Source organism: Streptomyces erythrochromogenes (assembly GCF_040684695.1).
In the GTDB taxonomy this organism is placed as follows: domain Bacteria; phylum Actinomycetota; class Actinomycetes; order Streptomycetales; family Streptomycetaceae; genus Streptomyces; species Streptomyces erythrochromogenes_C.
This window is the reverse complement of record NZ_JBFBGM010000001.1, coordinates 613327-635488: the sequence shown is the minus strand read 5'-3', so window position 1 is coordinate 635488 and position 22162 is coordinate 613327. Positions and strand designations below refer to the sequence as shown.

Sequence of the window (22162 nt, the reverse complement as noted above, 5' to 3'; positions counted from 1 at the left end):
GCGCAGGTGGCGGCGGGCTCACAGCATGACGTGCTTGACCCGGGTGTAGTCCAGCAGGCCCGCCATCGACAGGTCGCTGCCGTAGCCCGAGTGCTTGACCCCGCCGTGCGGCATCTCGGAGACGGTGGTGCCGTGGGTGTTCACCCAGACGATGCCGGTGTGCAGGGCACGCGTGGCCCGCATCGCCCGGTCGTGGTCGGCGGTCCACACGCTGGCGGCGAGTCCGTGGCGCACGTCGTCGGCCAGCCGCAGCGCCTCCGCCTCGTCGGTGAAGGACTGGACGGTCACGACGGGACCGAAGACCTCCTCCTGCACAATCTCGTCACCCTGGCGGACGCCCGCGACGACCGTGGGCTCGTGGAAGAAGCCGGGCCCCGGCAGCCGGGCGCCACCGGCGACGATCTCGGCGCGGTCCGGCAGCCGGCCGAGCAGCTCCCGCACCGACGCCAGCTGGGCGGCGTTGTTGAGGGGGCCGAAGTCGGCGTGCGGATCGTCAGGGCCGCCGGTGCGCAGGGCGCGCACCCGCTTCGCGAAGGCGGCCAGGAACGCGTCGTGGATCCGGTGGTGGACCAGGAACCGGGTGGGCGCGGTGCAGTCCTGGCCGGCGTTGTAGTAGGCGACGGCGGCGAGGGCCTCGGCGGTGGCGTCGACGTCCACGTCGTCGTGGACGAGGACGGGTGCGTTCCCGCCGAGCTCCAGGTGGACGCGCTTGAGGTCGACGGCCGCGGCCGCCGCGATCTGCCGGCCCGCCCGCACGCTGCCGGTGACCGCGACGAGTGCGACGTCGCGGTGGGCGACGAGGTCGCGGCCGGTGTCCCGGTCGCCGCAGACCACGTTGAGCACGCCGGGCGGCAGGTGCGCGGCCGCGATGCGGGCGAGGAGCGCGGTCGAGGTGGGCGTGGTGTCGGCCGGCTTGAGCACGGTCGTGTTGCCGGCGGCGATCGCCGGGGCGATCTTCCACACAGCCATCATCAGCGGGTAGTTCCACGGGGTGATCTGGGCGCAGACCCCGACCGGTTCGCGGCGCAGGAGGGAGGTGCGGCCCTCGGTGTACTCGCCGGCCGCGGAGCCCGGCAGGTTTCGGGCGGCGCCGGCGAAGAAGCGGACGCTGTCGACGATGGCGGGCAGTTCCTCGGTTCTGAACAGGTGGGCCGGCTTGCCCGTGTCGCCGGTCTCGGCGGCGACGAGGGCCTCGGCGTGCTCCTCGATGGCGTCGGCGATGCCGAGCAGGGCGCGTTGCCGTACGGCCGGGGTGGTCGCGGACCAGTGCGCGTACGCGGCCGCGGCGGCCGCGCAGGCGGCGTCGGTGTCGGCCCGGCCGGAGCGCGGGGCGCGGCGGTGCTGCCGGCCGGTGGCGGGGTCGGTCAGCTCCATCACCGCGCCGTCCGCGGCGGGCCGGTCCGCGCCCGCGATGTGGTTGAGCACGGTGGTGGTGGCGGTGTCAGCCACGGTGCAACGCCTCCCGGGCCGCGGCGCGTCCGGTGCGGACGGCGCCCTCCATGTAGCCGGCCACCCATTGGTCGGATCCGCAGACGTAGAAGGGTGGTTCGTGGGTGCCGTGGCGGGGTCCGACGGCCGTGACGTCGCCGGGGGTCCACTGGGTGACGTACCCCTGGGTCCACGGGTCGGTGCCCCACATCCGGGTGTGGGTGGCCAGCGGGCGGTGCGCCTCTTCGCCGTAGAGGCGGGCGACCTCGGCGAGGAGTTCGCCGGTGCGCAGCGCGGTGGGTGTGCCGAGCAGGACGGCGAGCCGCTCGGGCGGGACGAGGGCGGAGAGGACGCCCTCGCTCTGCGGCCAGGTGCTGCCGAGGACCCCTTCGCATTCGGAGAGGCCGCTGCGCCCCCGGTCGCGCCAGAACGGGCGGTCGTAGGCGGCGACGAACTTGGCCGCGAGAGCGTGGCGTTGGCGGTGCAGGGAGGTGAGCCGTTCCTCGCATACGCCGGTGACGACGACCGAGCGGAGCGGGCCGACGGGCAGGGCGCTGACGACCGCGCCGGCGGTGAGGGTCTCGCCGCCGGCCAGCCGCACGGTGCAGGGGCCGGGGCGGCGGACCGTGACGGCCTCGACGGGTGAGCCGGTACGGATCCGGCCGCCGAGTGCGGCCGCCATGCGCAGGGCGACCGTCGCGGAGCCCTCGGCGACCCGCAGGCCCTCCCAGGCCTCGTAGTCGTAGTGGTCCGGGCCGGTGCCCGTGCCGGTACCGGCGTCGGGGACGGGTACGGCGGCGTGCTTGCGCAGGGCGGCCAGCAGCGAGGTGCGCTCGTACGAGCCGTCGGCCAGGGCGAGCTGGCCGATCTCCCAGAGCCGGACGACGGCCGGGGTCGCCCCCTCGGCCCGCAGCCAGTCGGCCACGGAGAGCCGGTCGAGGGCGGCGGCGTCGGGGTGGGCCCAGGGGTCCTCGGGGTCGACGGTCCGGGCGAGGGCGCAGAAGGCGGCGGTGACCTTGCGGTGACAGGTGTCGTCGCCGGGGCCGAACCAGTGGGGCGGCTCGCCCGCGGAGACCCCTTCGGGGGTGGCGCGGGTGAGGGCGCCCGGTTCGGCGACGTAGCTGGGTATCAGGGTGAGGCCGAGTTCGGCCGCCAGGGTCGTGTACGCGGTGTGGGCGCGGCCGACGACCTCTCCGCCGAGCTGGACCAGCCGTCCGTCGGGGAGTTCGGTCTGCTCGACGCGCCCGCCGACCCGGTCGCGGGCCTCGACGACGAGGACGTCGGCTCCGCCGGCGGCGAGGTCGCGTGCGGCGGCGAGGCCGGCCAGGCCGGCGCCGAGCACGATGACGTCGTGGTTCATGGGGTGTTCCTCCGGTCGGGGGCCGTCATCGGTCGAGGACCAGGCAGTGTTCGGGCTTCCAGCCGATCTCGACGTGCTCGCCGCCGCTCCAGCGGTCCTCCATGCGGGAGCGGACGGTGTTCTGCTCCAGTACGGACACCGTGACGCCGGGGGCGAGTTCGATGAGGTAGGTGGTGGTCGGGCCGCAGTAGACGGTCTCCCGGACGACGCCGCCGACCCGGGCCATGTCGGGTTCGAGGTCGGAGAGCCAGATCTTCTCGGGGCGGATCGACAGGCTCACGCTGCTGCCGTCGGTGACGGACGGCCGGTTGCCGACGGGCAGTTCGGGTCCGGCGTCCAGGACCACGCGGCCGGAGCGGTAGGTGCCGGGGACGAGGTTGGAGGTGCCCATGAAGGAGGCGGTGAAGCTGCTGGTCGGCCGTTCGTAGACGTCCTCGGGGGTTCCGCACTGCTCGACGCGGCCGTCGTTCATGACGGCGAGCCGGTCCGACATGGTGAGGGCCTCGTCCTGGTCGTGGGTGACGAAGACGAAGGTGATGCCGACCTCGCGCTGGATCTGCTTGAGCTCGACCTGCATGTGGCGGCGGAGTTTCAGGTCGAGGGCGGCCAGCGGCTCGTCGAGCAGCAGCACCTGGGGCCGGTTGACCAGGGCGCGGGCGAGGGCGACGCGCTGCCGCTGGCCGCCGGAGAGGGTGGGCGGCTTGCGGGCCGCGAGGTGTCCGAGCTGGACGAGGTCGAGCATGGCCGTGACCCGCTCGCGCGTCTCGGCGCGGCCGACGCCCTTGCGCTTGAGGCCGAAGGCGACGTTGTCGGCGAGCGAGAGGTGGTCGAAGAGGGCGTAGCTCTGGAAGACGGTGTTGACGTTGCGCTTGTTGGGCGGCAGGCCGGTGACGTCCTCGCCGTCGAGCAGGACGCTGCCCTCGGTGGGGTCGGTGAAGCCGCCGATCATCCGCAGCAGGGTGGTCTTTCCGCAGCCGGAGGGGCCGAGGAGGGAGAAGAACTCGCCCTGGGCGATGTCGAGAACGACGTCGCGCACGGCGTAGGTGTCGTCCGCCGCCGGGTACCGCTTGCTGACGTGGTCGAGCCGGACGGCGGGGGTCGGGTGCACGGGGGTGGGGTGCATGGGTGTCACTTCCCGGAGAGCAGGTCGAGGCCGCCGCGGCGTCCGAACAGGCGCGGTATGGCGAGGGCGAGGACGATGAGGCCGACGGATCCGGCGAGCATCAGGGTGCCGACGGCGTTGATGGTGGGCTGTACGCCGAACCTGATCGCCGAGTAGATGCGGACGGACAGCGGCTGCGGGTCGACTCCGGTGGTGAAGTAGGCGAGGACGAAGTCGTCGAAGACGAGGGCGAAGATCAGCACCGCGGACGCGAGGATGCTGGGGAGCAGTGCGGGCAGCGTGACCAGGCGCAGTGCCTGGCGGCGGGTGGCGCCGAGGTCCATCGCGGCTTCTTCGACCTCGGGGTTCAGGGCGGCGATGCGCGAGCGGAGGATCACCGTCACGTAGGAGATGGAGAAGGTGATCTCGGCGAGCATCACGGTGGTGGTGGACAGGGTGATGCCGAGCCCCTTGAAGAGGAGCATCGCGGCGACACCGGTGACGATCTCCGGGGTGATGAGCGGGACGAGCATGACCAGGCCGGCGAAGGAGCCGAGGCGGCTCCGGCTGCGTACGAGGCCCAGGGCCAGGGCCACGCCGAGGACGAGCGAGCCGGCCATGGCCACGAGGGAGACCCGCAGGCTCATGCCCAGCGAGTCGAGGATGACGTCGTCCTGGAGGAACGCGGTGTACCAGCGGAAGCTGAAGTCCTCGAAGACGGTGAGGGACTTCTGGGAGTTGAAGGAGAACAGGACGACGACGGCGACGGGGAGGTAGAGGAGGGCGAAGAAGACGGCGGTGACGGCGATGGCGAAGCGGGGCCTGCGCTCGGCCGTGCGGCGGCGCCGCCGCTGCCGCTGCTGCTGCTGTTTCGGAGCGCTCGGGGTGTCCGGGGTGTCGGCGGGGCTCGTCGTGCTCGTCGTCACGGGGGTGCTCGGGGTGCTCATCGGACCGCCTCCGCCTCGTCCTTGCGAGTGCGCCGCAGGTAGCCGAGCATCCCGAGGAACAGGACGGCCATCAGGAGCATGGTCAGGGCCGAGCCGAGCGGCCAGTTCTGGCCCTGGAAGAACTTGTCCTGGATCAGGTTGCCGATCATGATCTGGTCGGGGCCTCCCATGAGCTGGGCGCTGACGAAGTCGCCCATGGCGGGCAGGAAGACGAGGACGCAGCCGGCGGCGGCTCCCTGTCGGGTGGCGGGGACGGTCACGTAGAGGAAGGTGCGCAGCGGGCCGCCGTAGAGGTCGCGGCCGGCCTCGATGAGCGAGGTGTCCATCCGCTCCATCGCCGCGTACAGCGGGATGATCATGAAGACGACGAAGCCGTAGACGAGTCCTGCCACGACCCCCGCGCCGGTCTGGAGGATCTTCGTGCCGTCGTCGGCCACGCCGATCGCCCGCAGGGCCCTGAGCAGCGGCCCGTCGTCGGAGAGGACGACGGACCAGCCGTACATCCGTACCAGGTAGTTGGCGAAGAACGGGACGACGATCGCGGCGATCAGCAGGTTCTTGAAGCGGCCGCCGCGCAGGGCGATGGCGTAGGCGACGGGGTAGGCCACGGCCAGGCAGATGAGGCAGGTGATCAGCGCGTAGCCGAGGGAGCGCAGCAGGACGGTGCGGTAGGCCGGGTCGGCGAGGGCGGTGAGGTTGTCGGGATTGAACCCGAAGCGCGGATTGCCGAGGGGGTCGGTGGTGCCGAGGGCGAGGGTGGCCACCAGGAGGAGGGAGGCGACCAGGAAGCCGGTCATCCAGAGGGTGCCGGGGAGCAGGAGCCAGGTCCACAGCCGCGTCCGCGGCCGGGCCCCGTTCACACGTGCCATGTCAGCCGGCCTTCACGTCGGTCCAGGCGGCGTCGCGGGCCTGTTCGGCCCGGGCGTCGCCGTTGCGGAAGAAGAGGTCGGCCTTGAGGTCGTCGGCGGTCACCAGGCACTGGGGGAAGGGCTCGACGAGCGCCGCGTAGGTGTCCTCGGTGCCGCGGACCGGCATGGGGTAGCCGATGTACTCGATGTTCTTCTTCACGTTCTCCGGGCGGAGCATGTAGTCGATGAAGAGCATCGCGGTGCCGGGGTGCTGCGCGTTGGCGGGGATTGCGTAGCAGTCGGAGTTGACGGGGGCGCCCTCGCGGGCGACTTCGAAGCCGAAGACGGCCGGGTCCTCGGCCTGGGCGAGCATGGCGGCCATGTCCCCGCTCCAGGCCTGGGTCATGTCGGCGTTGCCGTTGAGCAGGTTGTTGTAGCTGTCGCTGGAGAAGCCGCGCAGGCGGGGGCGGAGCGAGCGCAGGGTGTCGGTGACGCGGGCGAGGTCGCCGTGGTCGCCGGTGGTGAGGTCCAGGCCGAGCTTGAGCGCGCCCAGGCCGAGGACCTCGTCGCGGTCGTCGAGGACGAAGACCTTGCCCTTGGCCCTGTCGTTCCACAGGTCGTTCCAGGACCCGGTGAGGTCGCCGAGCCGGTCCCGGCGCCAGCCGATGCCGGTCTTGTACATGGTGAAGGGCACGGTGTGGGCCGAGCCCGGGTCGTACCAGGGGTCGGCGAAGTAGCCGTACCCGCCGAACACCGGCTCGGCGTTGCGCAGTTTGGAGTGGTCGATCCTGCGCAGCCGGCCGCCGGTCGCGAGGCGCTGCGCCCATTTCGCGGTGGGGAAGATGATGTCGTAGCGGTTCCCGGCGTTGAGCTTGGCGGCCATGCCCTCCATGGAGTCGTAGTTCGACTGGACGACCTTGACGCCGTACTCCTTCTGGAAGCCCTCGAAGACGGCCGGGTCGACGAAGTCGGCCCAGTTGAAGTAGACGAGGTCGCCGTCGACCTCGGCGTCGACGGGGGTCTCGGCAGTGGCTCGGCCGGCCGGGTCGGCTTCGGAGGCGAAGCCGCAGCCGGCGGCGGTGAGGGTGAGAGCGGCGGCGGTGCCGATGCGCAGGAACCGGCGTCTGGTCGGGTGGAGTGCCTCGGGGGACATGGGGTCCTCTCCGTAGGGCCGCGGGGGGACGGCGGGAACGAGCGGAAGGTGGGGGGCTCGGTCGGGCGGGGCGCCGTACGGGCTGCGCCGTCGTCGTACGGACGGTGCGCGGGCGCCGGTCGCGCGGTGGGGCGGAGCCGGAGGTGGGGCGGGTGGGCCGGGACGGGCGGGCGTGCCGGGACGGGCGGGCCGGGCCGCCGGGCCGGGTCCTGTCCTGTCCTGTCCTGTGGACCGGGGCGGATCAGCTCGCGGTGTCCCGCGCCATGGGGTCCGCGCAGGTCAGGGCCCGCGGGGTCCGGGGGACGGCGCGGTGCCGGCTGCCGCGGGTCCGGCGCGATCCGTACGGCACGGCCTACGGCCCGGCGGCGTCGAGGGCGGCCCTGATGCGGCCGGCGAACCAGCCCACGGCCGACTCGCGGCGCGAGAGCGGTCCGGGCTCGAAACCGGGGGTGGAGAGCCCCTTCTGGACGCGGGCGACCAGTTCGGCGTCCTCGTCGTTGGTGATCCAGCCGATGTGGATGTTCAGGCGGCGGGCCAGCCGGGTGCGCAGGCCCGTGCCCCGGCGGGTGTAGAACGCGCCGGGCACGGCCACCCGGTCCACCGCCGTGGGGAGCGCCGTCCAGGCCAGCACGTGGTCGGGGTAGAAGTCGATGAGGGTGTTGGGATAGATGACCGCGTACCGCCAGATGCGGCGGTCGGCCTCGGCGAGGCCGGGCATGGGGGCGGCGATGCGCTGGTAGAGGCGCTCGGCCCAGTTCGAGGAGGGCTTGTCGCGCAGCGGCGAGGCGAACAGCGCGTAGGACTCCTCGATCTCGCAGGTGTACCCCTGGTAGTCGAGCAGGCGCATCAGGCCGGGGTGGGCCACCGGGACGTGGTAGCCCTCCAGGTAGTTGTCGACGGCCACCTTCCAGTTGGCGTGCTGCACTTCGGCGCCGGCCAGGTCGTGGATCCGGGCCCGGCCGACGGGGACCAGGTCGGCTCCGGCGTAGTGGCCGACCGCCTCCGCGAGGCCAGCGCAGCTCTCCGCCAGCGGCACGGCGTCGGGGTCGAGGTTGACGAAGACGAAACCGAGGAAGGACTCGGCGCGGGCCGGGAACAGGCCGAGGCTGGGCTTGTCGAGGCAGGGGATCTGCCGGGCCTCCGGGGCGCCGACCAGGCTCCCGTCGAGGCGGTACGTCCAGCCGTGGTACGGGCAGCGGATCGCCTTGCCGGCCGGTTCGGGGTTGGTGACCAGGCGGGTTCCGCGGTGCCGGCAGACGTTGAGGTGGGCGGCGAGGCCGCCGTCCTCGGTGCGGACCACGACGACCTCCCGGTCCGCGACGGTGGCGGCGAGGCGGGATCCCGGGTCCGGCAGGTCCGACTCGTGGCAGACGAGCTGCCACGACGCGGCGAACACGTGTCGCGTCTCGGCGGCGGCGATGGCGGGATCGGTGTAGTAGCGCGCCGGGAGCGCGGAACCGGGCGCGTCGGAGGCGGAGGCCGCGGAGGCCCGGGCCGCTGAAACGGGGGCCGCGGAAACGGGGCCCGCCGAAGCCGCGGCCGCCGGGGCCGGGGGTTCGGATCCGGGGGCCTCAGGGGCGGGGGCCTCAGGGTCGGGGGCCTCGGGGTTCCTCGGGCCCGGAGCGGGGGTCTTCGGGGTCCCGGTGCCCGGAGCGGGTGCGTTCTGGGCGGTGGCGGTCCCGGAGGCCGGCGGTCCGGGCACGGCGCCCCGGCCCGGCGGGCCGGTCGGGCCGGCGCCGTCGGTGCGGCCGGGGGGTGCGGAGGGGCCGGGGGGTGCGGAGGCACCGGAGTGGCCCGTCGTCGGTGTTTCGGGAGCTCGGGAATGCATCGTGACTCCTCCGTGCCGCCGTGCGGCGATCGGTGTCGGCGTTCGATGGCGAGACGACCCTGCAGTGGACAGGCGGCCGGGGCGGGAAGCCGGGACCGGGCTGACCGATTGGACAGTCAGATTGCTGGCTTGTTTCCGCCGGGTCAAGACTTGTTCACTGACCGATCGGTCAGCTAGCGTGATTCTTGCCTGACCGCTCGGTCAGCAAACGTGCTTTCCTGTCGCCGGCCCGGCGCTGCTCCGCGTTCGCCCTGTTCAACGGGGCGCATTCGGCCCGGGCGGCCCGCCCGGCCCCGCCCGGGCCCGCACCCCTCGATTCCCCGCTCCCCCGCCGACCGGCCTGCGCCGGCCGCCGGGTCGGCGGCGGCATCCCACCCCCGGAGGCACGCATGAGCGGTCGTCGGCGTCTGGACTGGCTCGGGCTCACCCCCGAACCGGAGCGAGAACTCCCCACGGCGGTCGCCGCCCTGCGCGCCTCGTCGCGCGGCACCCGCGCCCCGCGGACGGCCGAAGAGCTGGCCGCCGCCGAGCGCCGCCGCGTGGAGCGCCTGATCCTGCGCGGCAGCCGGCACAGCTGGCTGCGCTACCTCGCCGAGGTCACCGACCTGGTCACCGGCGTCGCCGCCGGGTCCCGCACCGGCGACCGGGCCGCCGCCCTGCTCGCCGGCGAGGTCGTCCTCGACCACCACCGCATGCTGATCGGCCTTCCCGGACCGGGATACGGCCGCACCGCGACGGACCGCACCGCGCTGGAGGGCGCCGTACGGGCCCTGCGCACCCCCACCCCCCGGACCGGAGGCAGCCGATGACCACGATCCGACTCCCCACCGCCCGGCCGCCGGGCACCGTCCTCGGGACGGCCCCGGACACCGGCGAGAGCGCCGACGCCTACCGCGCCGCGGGCGGCTACGGCACCGACACCACCCCCGGCGAACTGCTCGCCCACCTCACCGACTCCGGCCTGCGCGGCCGCGGCGGGGCCGGCTTCCCGGCCGCCGTCAAGCTCCGCTCCGTACGCGACCACGGCGGCCAAGGCGACCACGGCGCCCCGGGCGGCCGCGGCGCACCCGGCGGCCCTCCGGTCGTCGTCGCGAACGGCGAGGAGGGCGAACCGGGCTCGGCCAAGGACCGCTGGCTGCTGCGGGCCCGCCCGCACCTGGTCCTCGACGGTCTCGCCCGGGCCGCCGCGATCACCGGCGCGGCCCGCGGCTTCGTCTACCTCTCCGACCCCGCCGCGGGCGAGAGCGTGCGCCGGGCCCTGGCGGAGCATCCGCCGCCGCTGCCGGTCGAGGTCGTCGAGACCGGCCACACGTACGTCGCCGGCGAGGAGACCGCGGTGGTCCGCCGGATCGACGGCGGACCGGCGCTGCCCGCCGCCAAGCCGCCCCGCCCGTTCGAGCGGGGGGTCGGCGGCGCCCCGACCCTGGTCTCCAACGTCGAGACGCTCGCCCGGATCGCCCTCACCGCCGCCCGGCCCGACCTGCGCACCGACATCGCCCGCGGCACCCTGGTGACGCTCTCCGGCGGTACGGCCGGGCCCGTGCTCACGGAGGTCCCGTACGGGGTCCCGCTGCGCGCACTGGCCGCCCGGCACGGCGTCCCCGACGCGGCCGGGGCGCTGATGGGCGGCCTGTTCGGCGGACTCGTCGACGCCCACGCCCTGGACCTTCCCCTCGAACCGGACGCGCTCGGCGCCGCGGGCACCGCGCTCGGCTGCGGCGCGATCCGCTTCCTGGCCCCCGGCAGCTGCCCGGTGACCTGCGCCGCCGACGCGGCAGCCCACCTCGCGGCCGAGAGCGCACGGCAGTGCGGGGTGTGCGTCTCCGGCACCTCGGCGGTCGGCGACGCCCTGTACGCCCTCGCCGCCGGGACGGCCGGCCCGGACACCGCCGACCGCCTCGACCGCTGGTCGCGGGGCCTGCGCGGGCGCGGGGCCTGCGGGCTGCTCGACGCCGCCGCCGGCCTCGCGGGCAGCCTGCTCCGGGCCTTCCCGGGGCACGTCCGCTCCCATCTCGCCGCCCCGTGCCCGCTGTGCGCGGCCGCCGCTCCCGCGGAGGGAACACGTCGCCTCACCGTGGCCGTGCCGCAGGTCGCGGGCCCGCCGACGGCAGCCGCACCCGTACTCCCGCCCGTACCCCGTCCCGCCCGCCTGCCCCTCCCCCTGCCCGAGCCGCTGCCCGCGCTGAAAGGAACGCCGTGAAACTCCTGCTGGACTCCACCCGCTGCCAGGGCTACGGACTGTGCCAGGAGCACGCCCCCGACCTGGTCGAACTCGACGAATGGGGCTATGCGAACGTCATCGCCGTCACCGTCCCGCCCGGCGCCGAGGACACCGCCCGGGCCTGCGCCGACAGCTGCCCCAACTCCGCCCTCCGCGTGGAGGGATGACATGGGACGCGATCTGACCCCCCTCTTCGACCCGGCCTCCGTCGCCGTCGTCGGCGCCAGCGACGATCCGGCGAAGTACGGGCACGCCGTGGCCTCCCAGGCCCTGCGCGCACCCGGACGGCGGCCCGTGCACCTGGTCAACCGGCGCGGCGGCACCGTCCTCGGCCGGACCGCCGCCACCTCCCTCTCCGCCATCGGAGAACCCGTCGAACTGGTGGTGGTCTCCGTGCCGGGCGCCGGCTTCGAGGCCGCCGTCGACGAGGCCCTGGCCTGCGGGGCGAAGGCGATCGTCGCCATCACCGCGGGCTTCGCCGAGGCCGGCCCGGCCGGACTGGCCCGCCAGCGGGCGGTCGCCGACCGCGTGCGCGCCGCCGGAGCGGTCCTCGTCGGACCGAACTGCCTCGGCATCGCCGACAACACCACCGAGCTGTACCTCGCCTCGGACCGGTTCGCACCCGGCACAGTCGCCCTGCTCAGCCAGAGCGGCAACCTCGCGCTCGAACTCCAGCTCCGCGGCGAACCGTACGGCCTGGGCTTCTCCCGCTTCGTCTCCCTCGGCAACCAGGCCGACGTCACCCTCGTCGACCTCGTCGAGGACTGCGCCCGCCACCGGGCCACCTCGGCCATCGCCGTGTACGCCGAGGACTTCGGCGACGGCCGGGCCTTCGCGGCGGCCGCCGCGGCGGCCGGCAAGCCGGTGGTGCTGCTGACGGCCGGCCGGGGCTCCGCCTCCGCGCGCAGCGCCCAGTCGCACACCGGCGCCCTCACCACCTCGGCCGACGTGGTGTCCGCTGCCTGCCGCGACGCGGGCGTCGAACTCGTCCGCACGCCGCGGGAGATGACCGTCGTCCTGGCCGCGCTGGCCGCGGGTCCGCGGACCGCGGGGCGGCGCACCGCGGTCTTCACCGACGGCGGGGGCCACGGCGCGGTCGCCGCGGACGCGGCCGAGGACGCCGGGCTCGACGTGCCGGAGCTGGGCGCCCGGACCCAGGCGCGGCTGCGGAGCGTGCTGTGGGAGCAGTCCTCCGTCGGCAACCCCGTCGACCTCGCGGGCATGGGCGAGCAGCGCCCGCTCTCGTACGCCGACACCGTCGGGGAACTCCTCGCGGGCGAGGAGGTCGACGCCGTCCTGATGACCGGCTACTTCGGGGGCTACGCGGCCTCCGACGGGGGCCTGGGCGGCGGCGCGGACGGCGGCAGCGTCCTCGCGGAGGGCGAGACCCGGGCCGCCAAGGAGATCGTCGCGCACCTGGCCGCCGTGTCGAAGCCGCTGGTCGTGCAGTCGATGTACCCGCGGTCGGCGAGCTGCCGGGTGCTGGCCGAGGCGGGGGTGCCGGTGTTCTCCGCGACCGAGGACGCGGCCCGCGCGCTGGCGGCGATGACCGGCCGGGCGGCGGCCGCCCGGGGCGGCGCCGGCGCCGTGCCGCCGCTGCCGCCCGCCGCCGCGCCGCTGCGGGACCCCGGCTATCACGCGGTCCGGGCGCTGCTCGCCGACGCCGGCGTGCCGTTCCCGGCGGCGCGCGAGGTCACGGACGAGGCCGGACTCCTCGCGGCGGCCGCGGAGTTCGAGGGACCGTACGTGCTCAAGGCCCTGCACCTGCTGCACAAGTCCGACGCGGGCGGTGTGGCGCTGCGCCTGGCGGACCGGGCGGCGCTGCTGGCCGCGTACCGGGAGATGCGGGCCCGGCTCGGCGCACCCGCCCACTCGGTCGAGGCGATGGCCGACCTGACGGACGGCGTCGAGCTGATCGTGGGGGTGAACCGCGACCCCCGGTTCGGGCCGGTCGCCATGGTCGGGCTCGGCGGGGTGCTCACCGAGACCCTGCGCGACGTCGCCTTCGCCCTGGCGCCCGTACCGGCCGGGCGGGCCGAGGAACTGCTGCGGGGCCTGCGCAGCGCGGCCCTGCTGGACGGCGTGCGCGGCCGGCCGGCCCTCGACGTGGCCGCGGCGGCCGCCGTCGTCGAGCGCATCACCGCGGCCGCCGCCGCGCACCCGGAGATCGCCGAGCTGGAGGTCAACCCCCTGCTGGTCCGGCCGGACGGGGCCCTCGCCCTGGACGCGCGGGCCGTCCTGCTCTGACCGCTCCATCCCACCCCTGTGCCCTGGAGGACGCATGGACTTCCGCTACACCCCCGAACAGGCCGCTCTCAAGGCCCGCGCCGCCGGCTACGCGCGGCTGCTGATGCGCTACGAGGACCAGTCGGAGGAGGCCGGCGGCCCGCTGCCCGCCGACACCGTCCGGGAACTGACCCGGGCCGCGATCGACGCCGGGGTCTACGCCATCAACATGCCCGCGGAGTGGGGCGGGGCCGGCCTGTCCCTGCTCGACCAGGTCATCGTCGAGGAGGAGTTCGGCAAGGCCACCAACTGCCTGTGGGACATCCCCTGGCGGCCCGCGAACGTCCTCGCGTACGGCACGCAGGCGCAGCGGGAGAAGTACCTGCTGCCGGTGATCCGGGGCGAGCGGTTCGACGCGTTCGCCGTGACCGAGCCCGGGGCCGGCTCCGACCCCGGCTCGGGCACGAGCACCGCGACCCGGACGGACGGCGGCTGGCTGCTCAACGGCGAGAAGTGGTTCGTGACCTGCGGTGACATCGCCGACTTCCTGCTGGTGCAGGCGGACGCGGGACCGGAGCGGGCGGCGACGCTGTTCTTCGTGGACAAGCAGGCGCCGGGCGTGGAGATGACGCGCGTCCCGCGTTTCATGCACTCCGCGGTCAACGGGCACCCCGAGTTCACCTTCACCGACGTGTTCGTGGCCGACGAGGACGTGCTCGGCGGCATCGGGGGCGGCTACGAGCTGACGAAGGAATGGTTCACCGACGAGCGGCTGATGATCGCCGCCCGGACCGTCGGCGCGGCCGAACGGGCGCTGGAGCTCGCCCGGGACTGGGCCGTCGAACGACGCCAGTTCGGCTCCCCCATCGCCGACTTCCAGCTCGTCCAGGGCATGCTCGCCGACTGCGCCGTCGACATCGCCGTCAACCGCGCCTACACCCACCAGGTCGCCTGGGAGGCCGACCGGCCGGAGACCGACCGCAAGACGCTGCACGCCAAGGCGTCGACGGCGAAGCTCGCGGCGAGCGAGGCGGCCGGGCGGGTGATCGACCGGTGCGTCCAGATCTTCGGCGGCCGCGGCTACGACCGCTCCTACCCGGTCGAGCGCATGTACCGCGAGCTGCGCGTGGACCGTATCTGGGAGGGCACCTCCGAGATCCAGCGCCTGATCATCGCCAACGAGCTGGTCAAGCGCGGTACGCGGGCCCTCGCCCTGCCCGGCTCCTGACGTCCTGTCCGAGGTCCCGCCGGACGCCCCTTTCGAACGACCGCTCCCCCACCACGACCCAGAGGACAGAGTGCACATGGACTTCCGTCTCACCGCCCGTCAGGAAGAGCTCCGGAGCGCGGCGCGCGAACTCACCGAGTTCATCATGAAGTACGAGCTCGACTGCGAGGAGAACAACGGCCTGCCCCCGCAGGCGCACACCGAGATCCGCGACGCCGTCCTCGACAGCGGGCTGCAGGCCGTCAACATGCCGGCGGAGTGGGGCGGCGCCGGGCTCAGCATCCTCGAGCAGGTCACCGTCCAGGCCGAACTCGGGCGGCTCACCGGCGCGTTGTGGGACATGGTCTGGCGTCCGGCCAACGCGCTGTCCTTCTGCACGCCGGAGCAGCGCGAGCGCTACCTCGTCCCCGTGATCCGGGGACGGCGCCGGGACTGCTACGCGGTGAGCGAGCCCGAGGCCGGTTCCGACCCGCAGAGCATCCGGACGACGGCGACGCGGGCCGACGGCGGCTGGGTGCTGAACGGCGAGAAGTGGTTCGTCACCGTCGGGGACCACGCCGACTTCATGATCGTGCTGGCCGCCGCCGGGGAGGAGCGGGCGCCGACGCTCTTCCTCGTCGACAAGGAGACCCCGGGCATCGAGATGACCCGGGTGCCGCGCTGGATGCACACCTTCGTCTACGAGCACCCCGAGTTCACCTTCACCGAGGTGTTCGTCCCCGAGGACGCGGTGCTCGGCGAGGTGGGCCAGGGCTACGACATCACGCGCTCCTGGTTCACCGAGGAGCGGCTGATGATCGCCGCCAGGACCATCGGCGCCGCCGAGCGCGCCCTGGAGCTCGCCCGGGACTGGGCCGTCGAACGCCGCCAGTTCGGCTCCCCCATCGCCGACTTCCAGCTCGTCCAGGGCATGCTCGCCGACTGCGCCGTCGACATCGCCGTCAACCGCGCCTACACCCACCAGGTCGCCTGGGAGGTCGACGAGGGCACGGCCGACCGCAAGACGCTGCACGCCAAGGCCGCCATCGCCAAGCTGGCGGCGAGCGAGGCCTCCGGCCGGGTGGTCGACCGGTGCCTGCAGATCTTCGGCGGCCGCGGCTACGACCGCTCCTACCCGGTCGAGCGGCTCTACCGCGAGCTGCGCGTGGACCGGATCTGGGAGGGCACCTCCGAGATCCAGCGCCTGATCGTCGCGGGCGAACTCGTCAAGCGCGGTACGGGAGTGCTGCGGATGCCGTCCGCGGGATGACCCGTACCCCGTGGTCCGGGGCGGCGCCCGCGGGCGCCGCCCCGGACCGCGGCACGGCTCTCGCACGGACCGGCACACGAAGGAGGGAGGACGGATCCATGACCGATGTCGAACGCGTCGGGGTCGTGGGCTGCGGGCTGATGGGATCCGGTGTCGCGGAGGTCTGCGCCCGGGCCGGACGCGACGTCGTGGTGGTGGAGGCGAGCCGTACGGCCGCGGCCGCCGGCCTGGAGCGGATCACCCGCTCCCTGGGCCGCGCGACGGCGTCGGGACGGCTGACCGCCGCCGAACGGGACGCCGCCCTCGGCCGGATCGCGGTGACGGCGGACCCGGCGCGGCTCGCGGACCGGGACCTCGTCGTCGAGGCGGTCGCCGAGGACGAACGGGCGAAGCTGGAGGTCTTCGAGCTGCTCGACCGGGTGGTGGAGCGGCGGGACGCCGTCCTGGCGACGAACACCTCCTCGATCCCCGTCATCCGGCTGGCCGCCTCGGTCTCGCGGCCGGAACAGGTCGTCGGCCTGCATTTCTTCAACCCCGTACCGGTGCTCCCGCTGGTCGAGGTGGTGCCGTCCCTGCTGACCGGCGCGGAGACCGTCCGGCGCACGCACGCCTTCGCCTCCGAGGTCCTCGGCAAGGAGGTCGTGCGCGCCCAGGACCGGGCCGGCTTCGTCGTGAACGCGCTGCTCGTGCCGTACCTGCTGGCCGCCATGCGCATGGCCGAGTGCGGGACCGCGTCGGCCGAGGACATCGACCGGGGCATGACGCTGGGGTGCGCGCACCCGCTGGGCCCGCTCGCCCTGGCCGACCTGATCGGGCTGGACACCGTGCAGGCCATCGCCCGGTCCCTGTACGCGGAGTACCGGGAGCCGTTGTACGCCCCGCCGCCGCTGCTGGCCCGGATGGTCGACGCGGGGCGGCTGGGCCGCAAGACGGGCCGGGGCTTCCACGCCTACGACGCCCACGGGGGCGGTGCGATGCGCGAGGATGGGAGCGGGGTGGCCACGGCAGCCGGGCCCACCCGCCCGGGCAGCGGGCGTCGAGACGGGGAGCAGCCAACGTGACCAAGGCCGAGCGCGCACTCGAGACGCGCGAGCGCATCCTCACGGCCGCGTGCGAGGTCATCGCCGACATCGGCTTCGAGAACGTCAGCATGCGCAAGGTCGCCGAGCACGCCGGGGTGTCGAAGGCCCTGCTGCACTACCACTTCGACACCCGCGAGAAGCTCTTCGCGGAGGCCATGACGCACTCCTTCGCCCAGACGGGTACGGACACCGAGGGCGTCGCCGACTCGGTGCCCTCGTCCGTCGTCCTGGCCCGGATCCTGCGCAGCATGCTGCCCAGCGACGCGGAGCTGCGCCAGGACTGGAAGCTGTGGCAGGAGCTGTGGGTGCGCGCCCAGCGCGACGCGGCGGCCCGGCACCTGGCCGTCGACCTGTACGACCAGCTGCACGCCTGGGTCGGCGGGGCCGTGGAACGCGGGATCAGGTCGGGCGAGTTCGCCGACTGCGACGTCGCGGCGCTGAGCACCCTCGTACTGGCCCTGTGCGACGGCCTGGGCATCCGCCTGATGCTCGACGACCCCCGGGTGGACCTGGCGACGGCCCGTTCCACGATCTGGCGGAGCATCGCGCCCGTCCTGGGCGTCGACCCGGTGTTCCCGGACGTGTGAGGCCGCCGCGGGCGCGGGGCCCCGGCGGGGCGGCGGGTCTCAGTCCCAGAACTCGCCGTCGTGCGGGAGGGCGGCGAAGTGGTCCGGGTCGTGGGAGAGGAAGACCCGGATGCCGGCCCGGGAGAGCGCGCGCAGGCGGCCGTGGGTGAGCAGCTTCTCCTGGACGTTCCAGTCGCTGGGCATGGGCAGGTCCTGCTCCAGGCTCTTCTGCAGGTGCGCAGCGTCCCCCATGAGGGCGATCCGTCCGTGGTGGTCGAGGTCCAGGACGATGCCCTGGTGGCCGGGGGTGTGTCCGGCGGTGCGCACGATGGTGAGCGTGCCGTCCTCGAACAGGTCGGTGTCGCCGCGCAGTTCGAGGAATTCGTAGTCCCGGCAGGCCGCGTAGTCGTTGAAGGCGTAGCCGCGGGCGGTCCAGCGGTCGGGCCACCAGGCGTGGCGCAGTTCCTCGTGCTGGGCGACGTGCACGGCGTGCGGGAAGTAGGTCATGCCGCCGGCGTGGTCGAGGTGCAGGTGGGAGTAGACGACGTAGCGGACGTCCTGGAGCCGGTAGCCGAGGCGTTCCAGCTGGGCGTCGACGGCGTGGGCGCGGGTGAAGCCCTCGGCGCCGTACGCGGTGCGCAGCCCCGGTCCCCAGTGGGCGTCGGCGGTCTCGGGGTCGGCCACGCGGTGGTTGATCCCCGTGTCGAAGAGGACCGGTCCGTGGGTGGCGTGCTCGATGACTGCCACCGTCGAGGGGACGGTGACGGTGCCGCTCGCGCCGTACTGCAGGCCGCTCCTCGGCATGGTGAACGGCCCGGCGTCCACCGTCGTCACGCGCAGTCTGGCGACCACGGGACCTCCCTCTCGCGGACCGGCCCGGCCGCTGTCGCGTCGCCCCGTCCAGGCTAACCCCGGGAGGGCGGGGGCACGCGTCGGTCCGGCTCGGCCTGGGCGGCCGGCTCGGCCGGGGCGGGGGTGAGGGCCGCGGCGGCCGCGAAGAGGCGGGCGCAGCGGCGGGTCATGGCGTCCGGGGATTCGTCGGGGTGCTTGACCCACCAGCGCACGAGGGTGGCGACGAGGTCCCGCCAGACGTACTTGAGGGCGTCCGCGTCCAGGGGGTCGTCGGAGCCGGTCGCCCGCAGCAGGTCGGCGGTCCCGCCCGCGGCGAGGGCGTCGATGGCGGACCAGTACTCCGCGGCCCGGCGGGCGGCCGCTCCGTCGGCCGGCAGGGAGGTGTCGTACAGCACGAACCACGCCTCCCGCTGCCCCTCCAGCGCGGTGAAGATGCTCTGCAGCACCCGCAGGGGCGTGTGCGCGGTGGCCCCCTCCCGGCCCATCGCGGTGCGGATGGTGTCCAGCAGGCGGTCGCCGACGGGCACCAGGCAGGCGAGGTAGAGGTCCTCCTTGGTGCCGAAGTACTGGTGCAGCAGGGTCTTGGTGACGCCGACGCGCTCGGCGATGGCGGCGAGGGAGGCGGCCGCGTAGCCGCGGGTGCCGAACTCCTCGGTGGCGGCGGCCTGGATCTGCGCCCGGCGGTGGTGCCGCGGGACTCCCTTGGTACCGGCTTTCGAGCGTGGGGTTGCCATGGACGGATATTATCAGTAAGTAATTTACCGCAAGGTAAGTTCCGCATCGCGACCTCTGGAGCGCCCCCATGCCCGGTACGACGCCACAGCCGACCCCTGCCACGCGCACCCGGTCCTGGTGGGGGTGGGGGTGGGCGGACGCGCACCCCGACGACGCGGAATGCGCCGCGATGGGCGCCCTGATACCGGGCACCCTCGCCCACCCGCTGCCCGTCCCGCACGTCCGCGACCTGGACATCGAGCGGCCCGCCGCCGAGCCCCCGGCGAGCCTGGCGCACCTGGTCACGGCGGATCCCGAGGACCGTGCCGCCCACGCCATGGGCAAGGCCTACCGCGACATCGTGCGCGCCCTGCGCGGACGCCCCGGCCGCATCCCCGACCTGGTCGCCCGCCCGACGGACGAGCGCGAGGTGGCCGACCTGCTGGACTGGGCCGGCGAGCGGCAGGTCGCGGTCGTCCCGTACGGCGGCGGCTCCTCGGTCTCGGGCGGGGTGGAGTACCGGGGCGACGCCCACCGCGCGGTGCTGTCCCTCGACCTGACCGCCATGGACCGCGTCCTGGAGGTCGACACCGCGGGCCGGGCGGCGCGCATCCAGGCGGGCACCCTCGGCCCGCACCTGGAGGACCAGCTGCGGCCGCACGGGCTGACCCTGCGGCACTTCCCGCAGAGCTTCGAGTTCTCCACGCTGGGCGGCTGGCTCGCCACGCGGGCCGGCGGCCACTACGCCACCGGGCGCACGCACATCGACGACTTCGTCCAGTCGCTGCGCGTGGTCACGCCGGCCGGGACCAGCGCCTCGTGGCGGCTGCCCGCGTCCGGCGCGGGCCCCTCCCCCGACCGGCTGTTCCTCGGCTCCGAGGGGGCGCTCGGGGTCATCACCGAGGCGTGGGTGCGGCTGCAGGAACGTCCCGCCCACAAGGCGTCCGCCTCCCTCGCCTTCGGCGACTTCCACGCCGCGCTGGAGGCGGTGCGGGCCATCGCGCAGTCGGACCTGTTCCCCGCCAACTGCCGGCTGCTCGACGCCGGCGAGGCGGCGCTGGCGGGCGCCTCGCACGACGGCTCCGCCGTGCTCGTCCTGGGGTTCGAGTCCGCGGACGGACCGGTGACCGCCCGGCTCGGGCAGGCCGTCGACCTGGCCCGGTCCCACGGCGGCCGGCCGGCCGCCTCCGCCGCCACGGCGGCCGCGGGCGGCACGGGGGGCGGTGACGCCGACGCGGCCGTGAGCGCCTGGCGCTCGGCCTTCCTGCGGATGCCCTACCTCCGCGACGGCCTGGCCCGGATGGGGGCGGTCGCGGAGACCTTCGAGACGGCGGCCACCTGGGACCGGATCCCCGGCCTGATCGAGGCGGTCCGCAAGGAGGTCGGGGAGGCGGCGCTCAAGGGCTCCGGCCACCCGGCGACCGTCAACTGCCGCCTCACCCATGTCTACCCCGACGGCGCGGCCCCGTACTTCACCGTCCTCGCGGCGGGCCGCCGCGGCGACGAGGTGGCCTTCTGGGACGACCTCAAGGCCGTGGCGGGCGACGTCCTGCACCGGTACCGGGCCACGATCACCCACCACCACGCCGTCGGCCGGGACCACCGCCCCGGCTACGACCTCCAGCGCCCCGATCCCTTCGCCCTCGCGCTGCGCGCCGCGAAGGGCGCGCTCGACCCGCGGGGCATCCTCAACCCCGGCGTGCTCGTCGGCTGAGCGGCGAGCGGCACCCCGCCCGGGGCGCGGGCCGCGAAGGCGCCGGCCGCGAAGGCACGTGCCGCGAAGATGACCGGAGCACGCGTCGTACGGTACGAAGACTTCTGTGAAGGAACAGATCCAGCCCTCGACCGTTCGTGTGTTCATAGCGCTCGCCCCGCCCGACGACGCCAAGGAGGAGCTCGCGCGGGCGCTGCGGCCCGCCTACTCCGCGTACCCGGGCCTGCGGTGGAACCGCATCGAGGACTGGCACATCACCCTGGCGTTCCTCGGTGAACTCCCGGTCGGGACCGTCCCGCTCCTGCGGCCGCCGCTCGCCGGCCTGGCGGCGGCCCGCCGCCCCCTCGAACTGGGGCTGAGCGGCGGCGGGCACTTCGACGAGCGGGTGCTGTGGAGCGGTGTCGACGGGGACCTCGAAGGCCTGCACCTGCTGGCCTCCGAGGTCCGCGCCGTGGTCAAGGAGTGCGGCGTCCCCTTCGAGGACCGGCCGCTGCGCCCCCACCTCACCCTCGCCCGGACCCGCCGCAACGATCCCGCGTGCGTGGTGGAGGCCGCGGCCGGGCTCGGCGCGTTCTCCGGCCGCCGGTGGCGGACCGCACGCCTGCACCTGGTCGGCAGCAACATCGGCCGCGGCCCGGGCCCCATCCACTACCGCGACATCGAGGCCTGGAGCTTCCGCCACGACGGCTGAGGTCCCGTACGGTCCGGCCCGGACATCCCTAGGGCGTGGCCCGCAGCCGGGCCACCGAGTACGCGGGGGCGCCCAGGGTGAGCAGGCGGAACAGCCCCGCGGCCGCCCGGTGGCCGACGCCGATGCGCTCCATCACCGGGTGGTCGGCGACCCACTCCCAGCCGGGAGCGGCGGCGGCCAGCCCGCGCCCGCCGCGGGCCCCGGAGCGGAACTGCGCTCCCGTCGCCCTGACGATGGGGTGCCGGCCGCTGAGGGCGACCTTCGGGTGGAAGTAGTCGGCGACGAGTTCGGCGCCGGGGAAGGCCTCCCGGCAGGAGGTGAGGAAGGAGCGCAGCCCGGCCGGGTCCAGGTACATCAGGACCCCCTCGGCCAGGACGAGTACGTTCCTGCGCCCGCCGACGAGCGGCAGCAGCCGCTCCGTCCAGCCCGGCTCGGTGATCGAGGCGGGGAACACCCCGGTCAGGTCGTGGGGAAGGAGCGTGGCGCGCAGTTCCACGACCTCGGGCACGTCGACGCCGAGCCAGGTGACGGAGGCGGGCCGGGACGGGGCGAGCCGTTCGGCGCGGGTGTCGAGGCCGATGCCGACGGAGATGACCACCGCGTCGGGGTGTTCGCGGCAGAAGGCCGAGGTGAGTTCGTCGAGGACGATGGCGCGGTGGACGGAACCGCGCGCGTTGCTCCGGTCGGTCAGCACCTCCGGGGGCCGGAATCCGGTGGCGGCCAGCACGGAGGCGGCGGCCGGGTCGCGGAAGGTGGTGCCGGGCAGGAGCTCGGCCGCGTGGGCCCTGCCGTACAGGGGCGTGAGCAGGGTCATGGCCACGCCGCTCAGGCCGTGGGCGCTGCCGCCGCTCTCGGATGGGGTCGACATGGGTGTGGCTCCTCGGTCCGATGGGTCGTCCGGAACAGGGCGGGACGGGGGCGCCCGGCGCGGCACTCGCGCCGCGCGCCCCCGT

At 74.5% G+C, this 22162-nt stretch carries 20 protein-coding genes; 10 read left to right on the top strand and 10 right to left on the bottom strand.

Annotation, left to right across the window (positions count from 1 at the left end):
• Positions 1-18 precede the first annotated feature (18 nt).
• From AB0O53_RS02660 to AB0O53_RS02630, 7 genes are all read right to left on the bottom strand, one after another.
• Complete coding sequence (locus AB0O53_RS02660) at positions 19-1449, bottom strand: aminobutyraldehyde dehydrogenase (RefSeq protein ID WP_350989161.1); 1431 nt, start codon at positions 1447-1449, stop codon at positions 19-21.
• Positions 1442-2788 (bottom strand): flavin monoamine oxidase family protein, encoded by a 1347-nt coding sequence (locus AB0O53_RS02655; RefSeq protein WP_365192848.1) that lies wholly within the window; start codon positions 2786-2788, stop codon positions 1442-1444. The genes AB0O53_RS02660 and AB0O53_RS02655 overlap by 8 nt, the downstream gene beginning before the upstream one ends.
• A 25-nt stretch (positions 2789-2813) precedes the next feature.
• Positions 2814-3911 carry an ABC transporter ATP-binding protein gene (locus AB0O53_RS02650; RefSeq protein WP_365192847.1) on the bottom strand — a complete coding sequence of 366 codons (1098 nt, stop codon included), beginning with the start codon at positions 3909-3911 and terminating at the stop codon, positions 2814-2816.
• A 5-nt stretch (positions 3912-3916) separates the two neighbouring features.
• Entirely contained in the window at positions 3917-4837 is a 921-nt protein-coding gene (locus AB0O53_RS02645) for an ABC transporter permease (RefSeq protein ID WP_365192845.1), read from the bottom strand.
• Entirely contained in the window at positions 4834-5706 is an 873-nt protein-coding gene (locus tag AB0O53_RS02640; RefSeq protein ID WP_350989155.1) for an ABC transporter permease, read from the bottom strand. The genes AB0O53_RS02645 and AB0O53_RS02640 overlap by 4 nt, the downstream gene beginning before the upstream one ends.
• 1 nt (position 5707) lies before the next feature.
• The gene (locus AB0O53_RS02635) at positions 5708-6838 is read right to left on the bottom strand and encodes a polyamine ABC transporter substrate-binding protein (protein WP_350989153.1); all 1131 of its coding nucleotides are present in this window, start codon (positions 6836-6838) and stop codon (positions 5708-5710) included.
• A gap of 352 nt (positions 6839-7190) precedes the next feature.
• Positions 7191-8666 (bottom strand): aromatic ring-hydroxylating oxygenase subunit alpha, encoded by a 1476-nt coding sequence (locus AB0O53_RS02630; protein WP_365192842.1) that lies wholly within the window; start codon positions 8664-8666, stop codon positions 7191-7193.
• Positions 8667-9055: 389 nt separating this feature from the next.
• Here AB0O53_RS02630 and AB0O53_RS02625 point away from each other — a divergent pair, with 389 nt between their 5' ends.
• The 8 genes from AB0O53_RS02625 (at position 9056) to AB0O53_RS02590 (ending at position 17259) form a co-directional block, all read left to right on the top strand.
• Positions 9056-9475 carry a hypothetical protein gene (locus tag AB0O53_RS02625; protein ID WP_350989149.1) on the top strand — a complete coding sequence of 140 codons (420 nt, stop codon included), beginning with the start codon at positions 9056-9058 and terminating at the stop codon, positions 9473-9475.
• A complete protein-coding gene (locus AB0O53_RS02620) occupies positions 9472-10866 on the top strand; it encodes an NADH-ubiquinone oxidoreductase-F iron-sulfur binding region domain-containing protein (protein ID WP_365192840.1) in 1395 nt (464 codons plus the stop codon). The genes AB0O53_RS02625 and AB0O53_RS02620 overlap by 4 nt, the downstream gene beginning before the upstream one ends.
• Positions 10863-11054, top strand: coding sequence for a ferredoxin (locus AB0O53_RS02615; protein WP_350989145.1), 192 nt, complete (start codon positions 10863-10865; stop codon positions 11052-11054). Before AB0O53_RS02620 ends, AB0O53_RS02615 begins: the two co-directional genes overlap by 4 nt.
• Position 11055: 1 nt before the next feature.
• Positions 11056-13134: an acetate--CoA ligase family protein gene (locus AB0O53_RS02610; RefSeq protein WP_365192838.1), complete on the top strand. Its 2079-nt coding sequence runs from the start codon at positions 11056-11058 to the stop codon at positions 13132-13134.
• 34 nt (positions 13135-13168) lie between these two features.
• Entirely contained in the window at positions 13169-14341 is a 1173-nt protein-coding gene (locus tag AB0O53_RS02605; RefSeq protein WP_350989142.1) for an acyl-CoA dehydrogenase family protein, read from the top strand.
• Between the two features lie 76 nt (positions 14342-14417).
• Positions 14418-15590, top strand: a complete 1173-nt coding sequence (locus tag AB0O53_RS02600) for an acyl-CoA dehydrogenase family protein (protein ID WP_350989140.1) — start codon at positions 14418-14420, stop codon at positions 15588-15590.
• A 98-nt stretch (positions 15591-15688) separates the two neighbouring features.
• Entirely contained in the window at positions 15689-16651 is a 963-nt protein-coding gene (locus AB0O53_RS02595) for a 3-hydroxybutyryl-CoA dehydrogenase (RefSeq protein WP_365192835.1), read from the top strand.
• Positions 16648-17259, top strand: coding sequence for a TetR/AcrR family transcriptional regulator (locus AB0O53_RS02590; protein WP_365192834.1), 612 nt, complete (start codon positions 16648-16650; stop codon positions 17257-17259). Before AB0O53_RS02595 ends, AB0O53_RS02590 begins: the two co-directional genes overlap by 4 nt.
• A gap of 39 nt (positions 17260-17298) precedes the next feature.
• Here AB0O53_RS02590 and AB0O53_RS02585 read toward each other — a convergent pair whose 3' ends face one another.
• Together AB0O53_RS02585 and AB0O53_RS02580 are read right to left on the bottom strand one after the other, a co-directional pair.
• Positions 17299-18090: an N-acyl homoserine lactonase family protein gene (locus AB0O53_RS02585; RefSeq protein WP_350989135.1), complete on the bottom strand. Its 792-nt coding sequence runs from the start codon at positions 18088-18090 to the stop codon at positions 17299-17301.
• A 53-nt stretch (positions 18091-18143) separates the two neighbouring features.
• Entirely contained in the window at positions 18144-18824 is a 681-nt protein-coding gene (locus tag AB0O53_RS02580) for a TetR/AcrR family transcriptional regulator (protein WP_365192831.1), read from the bottom strand.
• Between the two features lie 68 nt (positions 18825-18892).
• Here AB0O53_RS02580 and AB0O53_RS02575 point away from each other — a divergent pair, with 68 nt between their 5' ends.
• Together AB0O53_RS02575 and thpR are read left to right on the top strand one after the other, a co-directional pair.
• On the top strand, positions 18893-20518 hold the full coding sequence (locus tag AB0O53_RS02575) for an FAD-binding oxidoreductase (protein WP_365192829.1): 1626 nt from the start codon (positions 18893-18895) through the stop codon (positions 20516-20518).
• Between the two features lie 106 nt (positions 20519-20624).
• On the top strand, positions 20625-21209 hold the full coding sequence (thpR, locus tag AB0O53_RS02570; protein WP_350989129.1) for an RNA 2',3'-cyclic phosphodiesterase: 585 nt from the start codon (positions 20625-20627) through the stop codon (positions 21207-21209).
• 28 nt (positions 21210-21237) lie between these two features.
• Here thpR and AB0O53_RS02565 read toward each other — a convergent pair whose 3' ends face one another.
• Positions 21238-22077, bottom strand: coding sequence for a class I SAM-dependent methyltransferase (locus tag AB0O53_RS02565; RefSeq protein ID WP_350989127.1), 840 nt, complete (start codon positions 22075-22077; stop codon positions 21238-21240).
• Between the last annotated feature and the right edge of the window lie 85 nt (positions 22078-22162).

Bases quoted from the DNA above. Each gene is read 5' to 3' on its own strand.
- AB0O53_RS02655 (WP_365192848.1), bottom strand. From the start codon at position 2,788: ATGAACCACGACGTCATCGTGCTCGGCGCCGGCCTGGCCGGCCTCGCC.
- AB0O53_RS02650 (WP_365192847.1), bottom strand. From the start codon at position 3,911: ATGCACCCCACCCCCGTGCACCCGACCCCCGCCGTCCGGCTCGACCAC.
- AB0O53_RS02645 (WP_365192845.1), bottom strand. From the start codon at position 4,837: ATGAGCACCCCGAGCACCCCCGTGACGACGAGCACGACGAGCCCCGCC.
- AB0O53_RS02640 (WP_350989155.1), bottom strand. From the start codon at position 5,706: ATGGCACGTGTGAACGGGGCCCGGCCGCGGACGCGGCTGTGGACCTGG.
- AB0O53_RS02635 (WP_350989153.1), bottom strand. From the start codon at position 6,838: ATGTCCCCCGAGGCACTCCACCCGACCAGACGCCGGTTCCTGCGCATC.
- AB0O53_RS02630 (WP_365192842.1), bottom strand. From the start codon at position 8,666: ATGCATTCCCGAGCTCCCGAAACACCGACGACGGGCCACTCCGGTGCC.
- AB0O53_RS02625 (WP_350989149.1), top strand. From the start codon at position 9,056: ATGAGCGGTCGTCGGCGTCTGGACTGGCTCGGGCTCACCCCCGAACCG.
- AB0O53_RS02620 (WP_365192840.1), top strand. From the start codon at position 9,472: ATGACCACGATCCGACTCCCCACCGCCCGGCCGCCGGGCACCGTCCTC.
- AB0O53_RS02610 (WP_365192838.1), top strand. From the start codon at position 11,056: ATGGGACGCGATCTGACCCCCCTCTTCGACCCGGCCTCCGTCGCCGTC.
- AB0O53_RS02605 (WP_350989142.1), top strand. From the start codon at position 13,169: ATGGACTTCCGCTACACCCCCGAACAGGCCGCTCTCAAGGCCCGCGCC.
- AB0O53_RS02600 (WP_350989140.1), top strand. From the start codon at position 14,418: ATGGACTTCCGTCTCACCGCCCGTCAGGAAGAGCTCCGGAGCGCGGCG.
- AB0O53_RS02595 (WP_365192835.1), top strand. From the start codon at position 15,689: ATGACCGATGTCGAACGCGTCGGGGTCGTGGGCTGCGGGCTGATGGGA.
- AB0O53_RS02580 (WP_365192831.1), bottom strand. From the start codon at position 18,824: ATGGCAACCCCACGCTCGAAAGCCGGTACCAAGGGAGTCCCGCGGCAC.
- AB0O53_RS02575 (WP_365192829.1), top strand. From the start codon at position 18,893: ATGCCCGGTACGACGCCACAGCCGACCCCTGCCACGCGCACCCGGTCC.
- AB0O53_RS02565 (WP_350989127.1), bottom strand. From the start codon at position 22,077: ATGTCGACCCCATCCGAGAGCGGCGGCAGCGCCCACGGCCTGAGCGGC.